Origin of the sequence: Mucilaginibacter sp. (assembly GCF_039207105.1) — a bacterium.
GTDB lineage: Bacteria > Bacteroidota > Bacteroidia > Sphingobacteriales > Sphingobacteriaceae > Mucilaginibacter.
The window spans coordinates 27,226-37,942 of record NZ_JBCECK010000044.1 but is presented as its reverse complement, the minus strand read 5'-3'; the positions used below and the strand labels follow the sequence as shown (position 1 = coordinate 37,942).

General features: G+C 44.3%; 10 protein-coding genes and 1 riboswitch. Of the genes, 4 read left to right on the top strand and 6 right to left on the bottom strand.

Going from position 1 to position 10,717, the window contains the following annotated elements:
- Both AAGC65_RS11415 and AAGC65_RS11410 read left to right on the top strand, forming a co-directional pair.
- Window positions 1-643: 4Fe-4S dicluster domain-containing protein (locus tag AAGC65_RS11415; RefSeq protein WP_343112578.1), on the top strand; the 643-nt coding region annotated here is incomplete at its 5' end.
- A 27-nt stretch (window positions 644-670) separates the two neighbouring features.
- A complete protein-coding gene (locus tag AAGC65_RS11410; protein WP_343112577.1) occupies window positions 671-1,216 on the top strand; it encodes a dihydrofolate reductase family protein in 546 nt (181 codons plus the stop codon).
- A 194-nt stretch (window positions 1,217-1,410) separates the two neighbouring features.
- Here the strand turns inward: AAGC65_RS11410 and AAGC65_RS11405 are convergent, their stop codons facing one another.
- The 4 genes from AAGC65_RS11405 to bshA all read right to left on the bottom strand — a co-directional run bounded on the left by AAGC65_RS11405 (window position 1,411) and on the right by bshA (window position 8,571).
- On the bottom strand, window positions 1,411-4,746 hold the full coding sequence (locus AAGC65_RS11405) for a vitamin B12-dependent ribonucleotide reductase (protein WP_343112576.1): 3,336 nt from the start codon (window positions 4,744-4,746) through the stop codon (window positions 1,411-1,413).
- Between the two features lie 453 nt (window positions 4,747-5,199).
- Entirely contained in the window at window positions 5,200-6,594 is a 1,395-nt protein-coding gene (locus AAGC65_RS11400; RefSeq protein WP_343112575.1) for a voltage-gated chloride channel family protein, read from the bottom strand.
- Window positions 6,595-6,856: 262 nt separating this feature from the next.
- Window positions 6,857-6,921: riboswitch (Fluoride riboswitch) on the bottom strand.
- An 88-nt stretch (window positions 6,922-7,009) separates the two neighbouring features.
- Complete coding sequence (locus AAGC65_RS11395) at window positions 7,010-7,204, bottom strand: hypothetical protein (protein WP_343112574.1); 195 nt, start codon at window positions 7,202-7,204, stop codon at window positions 7,010-7,012.
- A gap of 206 nt (window positions 7,205-7,410) precedes the next feature.
- Window positions 7,411-8,571, bottom strand: a complete 1,161-nt coding sequence (bshA, locus tag AAGC65_RS11390; protein ID WP_343112573.1) for an N-acetyl-alpha-D-glucosaminyl L-malate synthase BshA — start codon at window positions 8,569-8,571, stop codon at window positions 7,411-7,413.
- Window positions 8,572-8,693: 122 nt separating this feature from the next.
- On the opposite strand from bshA, the gene AAGC65_RS11385 reads away from it, so the two are divergent.
- Window positions 8,694-9,116, top strand: coding sequence for a VOC family protein (locus AAGC65_RS11385; RefSeq protein WP_343112572.1), 423 nt, complete (start codon window positions 8,694-8,696; stop codon window positions 9,114-9,116).
- A gap of 100 nt (window positions 9,117-9,216) precedes the next feature.
- Here the strand turns inward: AAGC65_RS11385 and AAGC65_RS11380 are convergent, their stop codons facing one another.
- Both AAGC65_RS11380 and AAGC65_RS11375 read right to left on the bottom strand, forming a co-directional pair.
- Complete coding sequence (locus tag AAGC65_RS11380; protein WP_343112571.1) at window positions 9,217-9,600, bottom strand: VOC family protein; 384 nt, start codon at window positions 9,598-9,600, stop codon at window positions 9,217-9,219.
- Window positions 9,601-9,823: 223 nt separating this feature from the next.
- Window positions 9,824-10,339, bottom strand: a complete 516-nt coding sequence (locus AAGC65_RS11375; protein ID WP_343112570.1) for an OmpH family outer membrane protein — start codon at window positions 10,337-10,339, stop codon at window positions 9,824-9,826.
- A gap of 169 nt (window positions 10,340-10,508) precedes the next feature.
- On the opposite strand from AAGC65_RS11375, the gene AAGC65_RS11370 reads away from it, so the two are divergent.
- Window positions 10,509-10,717: hypothetical protein (locus AAGC65_RS11370; RefSeq protein ID WP_343112569.1), on the top strand; the 209-nt coding region annotated here is incomplete at its 3' end.

Below are 10,717 nucleotides of genomic sequence, written 5' to 3'. Positions count from 1 at the left end.
ATTCTGGCCCATGCTTTCTACGCATGGTACCGGCCAAAACCTTACCGTTTATAACAGTATTTTAAGCGGCCCCCGCCAACCCGACGAAACCGACGGGCCCGACGAAATGTATGTGATTTTGTTGGATAACGGCCGCACCAACCTGCTGGCTCAAAAAGAACAGCGCCAGGGCCTGTACTGTATCTGCTGTGGCGCTTGTTTAAACGCTTGCCCCATTTATAAAAACATTGGCGGCCATACTTATAATACTACCTATAGCGGGCCCATAGGATCTATCATTACCCCGCATGAAAAAGGTATGGCCGAATTTAAGCACCTGAGCTATGCATCAAGCTTATGCGGCAGGTGTACCGAGGTATGCCCGGTTAAAATTGATATTCACAAAATGCTACTCCTGAACCGCCGTGATGCGGTGAACGAACACCTGGTGAGCAATAAAGAGCGCTGGGGCTGGAGCATGTGGACAAAAGGGATGCTGAAACGTAAGCTCACCGATTTTTTTGGCGGCAAAATGAAAAACTTTTTGCTCAAAACCTTCTTTAAAAAATCATGGGGTAACTTACGGGAGATGCCTAACGTGGCCGAAAAATCGTTCAGCAAGCAATGGCAGGAGCAAAACCGTACCACCACCGAAGAAGAATAATCCAGCTGTTATACCTCAAAACCAAGTATGCGTAAAATAATTTTGAACCTGGCCATGAGCCTTGATGGATATATTGAAGGCCCTAATGGCGAGTACGACTGGTGCCTTGCTGATCAGGATTATGGCATGACGGAGTTTTTGGGCAGCACCGATGCTATCTTCCTGGGTCGTAAAAGTTATGAGATGCTCATGGCTGCTTATCCGGAAATGTTCGCGGCTTTAAAAATGTATGTGTTTTCAGATACGCTTACCCATGTTAAAGGCAACAACGAGATTATTACCCAGGCTGATTTTAAGCAGCGCATAGGAGAGATCAGGAACCAGCCTGGCGCCAATATCTGGCTATATGGAGGGGCCGAACTGGTATCGGCATTTATAGCCCATAACCAGATCAATGAATTGATGCTATCCGTACATCCAACCATTTTAGGTGCCGGCAAGCCTCTGTTTACCGATATTAAAGAACGTACCGATCTGATGCTTCTCAAAAGCGAACAATTCAGCAGCGGTTTGGTGCAGTTAACCTATACCCTCAAACCCAAATTTGACATGAGCATGCTGGATGGCATGTAAGCGGACCTGCCACCACACCACAAGATTGTTATGCCAAATTTATTGCGAAATCCTGCAGGATAATTTACTAACCACGGGTTACGCTACCATATACTCGCTGTAGTGAAAAAGAGATAGATAAAGTCAAAAAAAAGCCCCGCTTTGCAGCGGAGCTTACACATTAAACTATTTATAACTGAACAAAAACTTGCAGATCAGGAGCAACCCATAGAGTTGCCGCAGTTAAGGCACTTGTAACAGGTGCCCGAACGAACTGTAGTATGCCCGCACACGTTGCAACTTGGGGCATCGCTTTGTACACCCATACTCAAATCAACCGAAAGGCCCTGGCGTTTGCCGGTATTATAGCTATTGCTTTCGGTAGGTTTAGTTACAGGTTCATATATATTAGTTTCGTCGGTATTAAAATCTTCGTCGCCCATTTGGGGGTTGCCCAGTATGCCATTTTTATCGGTGATGATGTGTACCAGGTCGGTACGGTCCTGGTATTCATAACCCAGCATCCTGAAAATATAATCGATAATACTGGTGGCGCTTTTTATATTAGCGTGGCCCACCACCATACCGGCAGGTTCAAAACGGGTAAAGGTGAATTTCTCTACATACTCCTCCAGCGGTACGCCGTATTGCAAACCAACCGAAACGGCAATGGCAAAGCAGTTCATGAGCGAGCGGAAAGTCGCCCCCTCTTTGTGCATATCCACAAATATTTCGCCCAGGGTACCATCTTCATATTCGCCGGTACGTACAAAAACGTTCTGCCCGTCAATGGTAGCTTTTTGAGTAAAGCCACGGCGTTTAAAAGGCAGACTCTTTTTCTGTACCACGCGCGATAGCTGACGCATAAAGTTGGTATCCTTTGATTTTTCCATGATGGCCATTGCGGCTTCCAGTACCTGCTCGGGGGTTAAATCGCTTAATTTTACATTAGCAGCCTCACCCAGCACTTCCTCTACCGTTTCCAGCTTTTCGTCAGCCTCCTCTTTAGCGTCAGACTTGGTTGACAATGGCTGGCTCAACTTACAACCATCCCTATACAGCGCATTAGCCTTTAAGCCAAGCGCCCATGATAGCTCATAGCAATCCTTTATTTCATCAACGGTAGCCTCATTAGGCAGGTTAATGGTTTTTGATATAGCACCCGATAAGAAAGGCTGCGCGGCACTCATCATTTTAATATGCCCGTGCGCATGTATGTAGCGCTCGCCTTTGGCGCCGCATTTATTGGCACAATCAAATATAGGGTAATGGGCCTCTTTTAAATAAGGTGCACCCTCAATGGTCATGGTTCCGCAGATATACTCGTTAGCCTCAGCGATTTGTTTTTTGCTGAAACCTAATGCACGCAGCACATTAAAATCAGGTGCGTTGTATTGCTCGGCGGTCATGCCCAGACGTTTCAGGCACTCCTCGCCTAACGACCATATATTGAACGCGAAACTGATCTCAAAAGCCGATACCAGTCCCTTATCCAGTTTTTCCAGCTCATTATCGGTAAAACCCTTAGCCTTTAAGCTATCGGTATTGATGTGCGGTGCACCTTTCAGACTGGCTGCGCCTTTGGCATAGTTTACAATGGCAGTAACCTCATGTTCGCGGTAGCCCAGGTTGCGTAGCGCTTCGGGTACGGCCTGGTTAATAATTTTGAAGTAACCGCCACCCGATAACTTTTTGAATTTTACCAATGCAAAATCAGGCTCAATACCGGTAGTATCACAGTCCATCACCAGGCCAATAGTGCCCGTTGGCGCAATAACAGTGGTTTGGGCGTTGCGATAGCCATATTTTTCGCCCATTTCAACGGCTTTGTCCCAGGCATTACAAGCGGCAGAAAGCAAATAATCCGGGCAATGTTGTGGGTTGATGCCAGGAGGCGTTATCTGTAAATCCTCGTAATTTTCTGTAGAGTTGTAAGCAGCGTAACGGTGGTTGCGCATTACCCGCAGCATATGCTGCTTATTATCCTTGTACTTACGGAAAGTACCCAACTCACGGGCCATCTCGGCTGATGTGGCGTAGGCTGTTCCGGTCATGATGGCCGTAATAGCGCCGCCAATAGCGCGGGCCTTATCGCTGTCATAAGGAATACCGTTAACCATTAAGGCCGAACCGAGGTTGGCATAACCCAAACCTAAAGTGCGGTAATCGTATGATAATTGAGCTACTTCTTTGGATGGGAACTGCGCCATGAGTACTGAAATTTCCAGTACAATTGTCCACATACGGCAGGTATGTTCAAAGCCCTTTACATCAAACACCCGGGTTTGGGGGTCAAAGAAATGCGCCAGGTTAACAGATGCCAAATTACAGGCCGTATTATCAAGGAACATATATTCCGAACATGGGTTTGACGCGTTGATCCGGCCACCCTCAGGGCAGGTATGCCACTCGTTAATGGTGGTATCAAACTGCACACCCGGATCGGCGCAGGCCCAGGCGGCAAAGGCTATGTCGTCCCACAGTTTTTGCGCGGGAATAGTTTTAGTGGTTTTACCGGTGATACGGCTGGTTAAGTCCCAGGGCGAACCGCCTTTCAGGGCATGAAAAAAGTTATTGGGGATGCGCACCGAGTTATTGGAGTTTTGGCCCGATACCGTACGGTAAGCTTCGCCCTCATAATCTGATGAGTAACCGGCGGCAATAAGCGCGGCCACCTTTTTTTCTTCTTCTACCTTCCAGTTCACAAAATCTTCAATCTCAGGGTGATCCAGGTCAAGGCAAACCATTTTGGCCGCCCTGCGCGTGGTACCACCAGATTTAATGGCTCCGGCCGCCCTATCGCCAATTTTTAGGAACGACATCAGGCCCGATGAATAACCACCACCTGCCAGTTTCTCTGTTTCGCCCCTGATTTTGGAGAAGTTGGTGCCCACGCCCGATCCATATTTGAATATCCGGGCCTCACGTACCCAAAGATCCATGATGCCACCCTCGTTCACCAAATCGTCATCAACAGAAAGGATAAAACAAGCATGTGGCTGCGGGCGCTCATAGGCCGAGGTCGATTTGCTTAACTCTTCTGTTTTAGGGTCAACAAAATAGTGGCCCTGCGGCTTGCCGGTAATACCGTATGAGGTATGCAGACCGGTGTTGAACCACTGCGGAGAGTTTGGCGCGGCCAGTTGCCCAACAATGGTGTAGGCTATTTCGTCATAAAATATATCGGCATCTTTTTGGGTGGCAAAATAGCCGTAACGCATGCCCCAGTCTTTCCAGCAATTGGCCATGCGATGGGCCACCTGCTTAATACTTTTTTCGGCACTCAGGCTGCCATCCTGTTGCGGCACACCGGCTTTACGGAAATATTTTTGCGCCAGAATATCGGTAGCTACCTGGCTCCAGCCTGCGGGCACTTCAACATCATTCATTTCAAATACGGCATCGCCGGATGGGTTACGGATAACCGACGATCGCTTCTCGTACCGGAACAGATCAAATATATTTACGCCTTCTTTACTGAAATAACGGGTGGTTTTAAGTCCCTTTCCACTTTTTGCAGCTGCTTTTTTTGGAGTTGTATTTTTGGCCATAGCATGATAGTTTGAGGAGGTGATAAAGTACAAGTTAAAACACGAAGGGTGTTTTAATCAAAGCTATTAGTATCACTATTATGTTGCATTTCAGAGTTTTCCACATGTGTGAACCAATAGTCCCTCTACGCATAATACCAATTTACAACTATCTTATTTTCAATATATTAAATTGTTAATAACTAAAAATACATGACATTTAAGGGTGATTGTCTGAATCACGATTGAGCAGATTTGGGGATTAACCGCACAATTCATCCCCCTCAAAAACGGTTTCGGATATTTCTACAACTTCACGGAAGAAGTAACACGAAAATGGTTGTCATTTAGATAGAGCAGGGGTGGGCATGAGCGCAGCTCGAAAAAGAAATCTTATGCAATAAAACTGGCGAATTTTGCATAACGCAAAAGATTTCTCCCCGTTCCTCATTGAAAAGACAATTTAGTTAAGAACTAAATATTGTCTTCCTGCCTTCCAAAACCATATTTCTGCAGTTTCTTTTGGATGTAGCTTTGCCTGCGGCTGCCAGCCTCTTTCAGGGTTTCGGCATCAGAAAATTGCGTATCATCAACCTTGGGGACACCAATGCGCTGCGCGCTGTAAATACCCGAGTGCCCACTAAAAAAGTAAGCGGTAAAACAAGCCACCGCGAAAAACAAAGCGTATTCGCCGCCAAAAAGCTCTATCCCCATAAAGGTGCAAGCCAGTGGGGTGTTGGTTGCCCCGGCAAAAACCGCTATGAAACCCAATGCGGCAAACAAGCCTACAGGGGCATTCATCAAGGTAGAAAGCGTATTGCCCAACGTTGCGCCGATATAAAAAAGCGGGGTTACCTCGCCACCCTTAAAACCGGTAGCCAGTGTTAAGGTGGTATAAATGGTTTTCCAGAGCCAGCTCCAGGTGTCGGCCCCTCCGGCATGAAAGGCCGATGGTATAGTAACTGCCCCGGCATGTTCGGCATCAACACCCAGGCTCAGGTAATCGGGTTTACCGATCAGGGCGGTAAGGCCAATGATAATTAACCCGCCCAATACCGGGATGAGCCAGGGGATGGATACCCATTTTACACAAAACGATTTAATGCCATGCACCATATAGGCAAACAAAAAACTGGCCAACCCAAACGTCGCTGAGGCTATGATCACCTTGAAAAGTAATAAAAAATCAAACGACAAATAGTGCGAATACCAATGCGGCGCAAGTGCGAAAACATCAATATGATATGCCGTATGATGAACGCCCCAGGCAGCTACCGTTACATCGCCAATAACACCGGCAATTAAACAAGGCAGCAGAGCATTATATTGGATGCGCCCTATGGTGAGTACCTCCATAGCAAAAATTGCTCCGGTTAGCGGAGTGCCGAAAACAGCGCCGAAGCCCGCGGCTATGCCAGCTGTGAGTACAACACTGGTATCAGCCTCGTTTAGTTTAAACCATTTACCAAACATTTGCGCTATGCTGCCGCCTATTTGTACAGCCGTTCCCTCGCGCCCTGCCGAACCGCCAAAAAGGTGGGTTATAACCGTAGTAATTAACACAATGGGAGCCATGCGTTTAGGCACACCACCACCGGGGTTATGAATCTCGTCAATAATGAGGTTATTTCCCTTTTCGGCAGACTGGCCCACCAGCTTATAAATAAAGTAGATGAGCACACCGGCTACCGGCAAAAGGTATAACAGGTAAGTATGGGCAAACCGGAAATGTACGGCCAGCGTTAACAGCCATAAAAACAGGGCCACCATACTCCCAATGGCTATGGCGATGGGTACGATGATGAACGTCCACCGCAGTAAATGCCTGAGTATAGAAAAATATTCGGACGTGAAGATCTTGTTGTTCATTTTATTGGCAAAAATTTAGGTTAAATATGAGGAGATTGGAAAGCGGGAAGCGATGGCGCAGAATAGCACCGGGATTTGTAATGTTCGCGATTGCTTCGTACCTCGCAATGACAAGGGGTACGGTTCTCTTTTGTTTAGGAAATAAACAGTAAAACAGCAGTGGTTGCGGCCATGAATAATGGCTATGCAGTTTTAAAAACGATTTGTTGAGATTATTTTCCACCTACAAAAAATTAGCGCAGGATACCCCCCGCGGATCAATTATTTTGTAGGCGCCATCAGCTTTTTAGGGCGGTTAAATAGGAAGACACCATTTCCTTAACACAAATATAACTTTTTTATTGATACTAAAAAGCCATAAAATGCCGGGGTAAGTTAAATGACAAACCCGGGCAAAATATTTTAAAGTTGATAATTAAGCGGCCAGTTCAATCTCTTTAATTGAGATAAACAATAACCGACCCTGATATTCAACCCAGATATCGGCGAAGCCACTACCGTCGTACCCTAAAAATTTCAAAAAATGGGTACTGGTGATATTTAAATTCTTCCACCTTTTACCAATGTACTTAAGTAATTGACCACGCTTTAGGGTTGTGTGCTTTGCCATAAGTTTTAATTTTTAAAAGTGAAACAATAAACTAAGTTAATTAACATAAACGATAAATTTTAAGCTTTAGAAAAATTTTCTGCAACTGTATCGGTCATGTTACATTAGTCATCAAAAAGAGCAAACCTCAAAAAAAATGCTGTTGTAACGGATAAACAACAGCACTAAATATTAGTTTTAAAATTAACTTACTATTTAACAGTAAGTTAATTACTTTTTACTTTTCCGGGGCATTTGCTTCTGCACTTATCAATTACCTCCAGGTAGTAATTTTCGTATAACGGTAAAATAGTCGCCAAGTCAAACTCTTTGGCGCGTGCCAGGGCGTTCTCTTTAAAGGTAGCCAGACGGGTTTCATCTTCCAATATATAAACGGCCCTTTCACCCATTCCTTCCACATCGCCAACATCTTTAAGGAAACCGGTAACGCCGTCAACATTCAGTTCGGGCAAACCACCGGCGTTGGTACTAATTACCGGAACCTTGCAGGCCATAGCCTCCAGCGCTGCTAAACCAAAACTTTCTGACTGCGAAGGCATCAGGAAAAGATCAGCAACAGAAAGTATTTCTTCAATAGCATCCTGTTTACCCAAAAAGCGTACGTTATCGGTCACGTTAAGGTCGCGGCATAGCTGCTCACAGGCAGAACGTTCCGGACCATCACCCACCATCAGTAGTTTTGAAGGTATCTTTTTAACCACCTCTGCAAATATTTTCACCACATCTTCGGTACGTTTTACCTTACGGAAGTTGGAAGTATGCACCAATATTTTTTCGCCCGATGGCGCTATCGCTTTTTTAAAGTGATCTTTCGCTTTAAGGCTGAAACGGTTCAGGTCAATAAAGTTGGGAATTACCTTGATATCGTTCTCTATCTCAAAAAACTCATAGGTATCATGTCTCAGATTTTCAGAAACTGCGGTAACCCCGTCTGATTGATTTATAGAAAACGTAACTACCGGTTTAAAGGTACGATCTTTACCCACCAGTGTAATATCGGTACCGTGCAGTGTGGTTACCACCGGAATATAAATGCCGTAGGTTAATAATATCTGCTTGGCCATAAACGCCGCCGAGGCATGCGGAATAGCGTAATGCACATGCAACACATCAAGGTTTTCATGACGTACCACATCCACCAGCCTGCTGGCCAGGGCCAGTTCATAAGGCGGAAAATCAAACAACGGATAGTTAGATACGGATACCTCGTGATAAAATAAATTTTCGGAAAAGAGATCTAAACGGGCCGGTTGATTATAGGTAACAAAATGAACCTGGTGGCCGCGATCAGCAAGGGCTTTGCCCAATTCTGTAGCAACAACGCCGCTTCCCCCGAAGGTAGGATAACAAACAATTCCTATTTTCATTTATACAATTTTGGCTGCAAGTTTAACAGCAATTTATGGCAAATGTGTTAACACTGTGTAAAATGATTTAACTTAGTTAAGTTACTTATTTTTCAAACTTATTTCAACACCAATTACAAACCATGCAAAATTCTATCAATTTAAAAATCAACAGCATACAGCACATTGGCATACCGGTTACCGATATACAGGCGTCACAAGTATTTTACAGTCGACTGGGCTTTAAAAATGTGATGGAACAGCCCTTTACTGACAAGGATGGACAAGGCACCTGTGTAATGATGCAATTGGGTGATATCATTTTAGAACTGTACCAACTACCCGAAGCTGCTTTGGCCGAGATCAGGACCCGCAAACATGGCCATGTTGACCACGTTGCATTTGATGTAAACAATATTGACGAGGCTTTTGCCATAGCCCAACAGGCCGGGTTAAAGATTCAGGAAGAGGCTCCCGTTTTTCTGCAATTCTGGAAAAACGGATGCAAGTACTTCAATATCGCCGGCCCCGATGGTGAGCGGTTGGAGTTTAACCAGATTCTTTGATTTGAGAATTCGGATGTTCGGTTTCGGATTTATTTTATTCTCGGGTCTTTTTTAAGATTAGCTAAATCCGAAATCGAACATCCGAATTCCGAAATTCCAATCAAAGCGGATTAGTCAGCCACCAGGTATTACCGAATGGGTCTTTAACACCAGCGCTTCGGCCATAGGGCTGATCGGCCGGCGTCATAATACTTTCGGAACCGTTATCTAAGGCTTTTTTATAGGTTTCATCACAGCTGTCAACATAAATAAACATACCCGCGTTTTGTTGTGGGAATTCATCATTACAATCAGCAAACATAACAGTGCTGCCGTTGATACTTATTTCCGCGTGCATAATATGGTTTTCATCGCGCATATGTTTGTACTGTTCCGTTGCACCAAACACGCTCTGCATAAATTCAATAAATTTTCCAGCGTCCTTAATAATAAGGTAGGGCATAATACGCTGATAATTTGCGGGGATACTTTTTACTTGTTCCATGATCATTTGTTTTTTATTCAAATAGTCTTTACCAAAGCAGAATAGTATAATATTTCATTTCGGATGTTCGACTTCAGATCTCTTACATAAAGTTAGGGTTTATGACTGATAATCAGCAGGAATAAAAAAGACGCATGTGATGCGTCTCTACAAAAAAAGAAAACACCCACCAGTTTTAAAACCGGTAAGGTGCTTTGGTATATATGGAGAGTTAAAAATCTGCTTATTTAATACCCAACTTTGCCTTTACGTCGGCAGTCAGGTCATCGGCCGGGCCAGATACCAGCAGCGGGTTGCCACGTGACGAATCAATTACATAAGCAATGTTTTTTGCTTTTGCTACTTCTTTAACGGCGGCGGTTGCCTTATCGGCCAGTGGCTTAACCAATTCGTTTGATTTGGCTTCAACCTTTTGCTGAGCATCGTTTTGATAATCCTGCATACGCTTTTGAATATCCTGTAGTTCAGCCTGTTTAGTTGCCTTTACCGCATCTGTCATGGTTTTACTTTGATCCTGGAATGCTTTTCCTTTGGTTTGCAGCTCGTTATTCATGGTGGTAAGCTGGTCAACAAATTGTTTCTGATAAGCGTCAATCTGCGGTTTAATAGTTTTAGCCTCGGGCATCTGACCAATCAGTGCCTGAAAATCCACATAACCAATTTTAGATTGTGCCCTCGAGATCTGCCCGACAAATAATAAGCTTACAGCAAGCAGGGTTGCTTTGAATACGTTTCTCATGTTTACCATTTAAATTCATAAAGGTAGGGTAACAGGGCAGGTTGAGAATTGTTTTGAATTTGAGTTGAGTTTTTGAGAATTACGAGTTTAAAGTTGGCGTGTTATCAACTTGTGCCAATTAAAGTCAATTATTACCTTTGGCGCTTTTATTACTAAAACTAAACCATCATTGAAAAAACTAATACCACTATTTGTTGCGTTGGCAACCATTATTATTAGCTGTTCAAAAAAGACCTCCTCAGATCCAGGACCTGACAATAAGCCACCAGTAGCCGAAGCACCTTATAATTTACTTACTTTAAATTTTTCATTTGATAATTTTGATTCCTACAGCAGCACTTATTTTGTCCTTACAGATGAAAACGGCGAGATAATAAG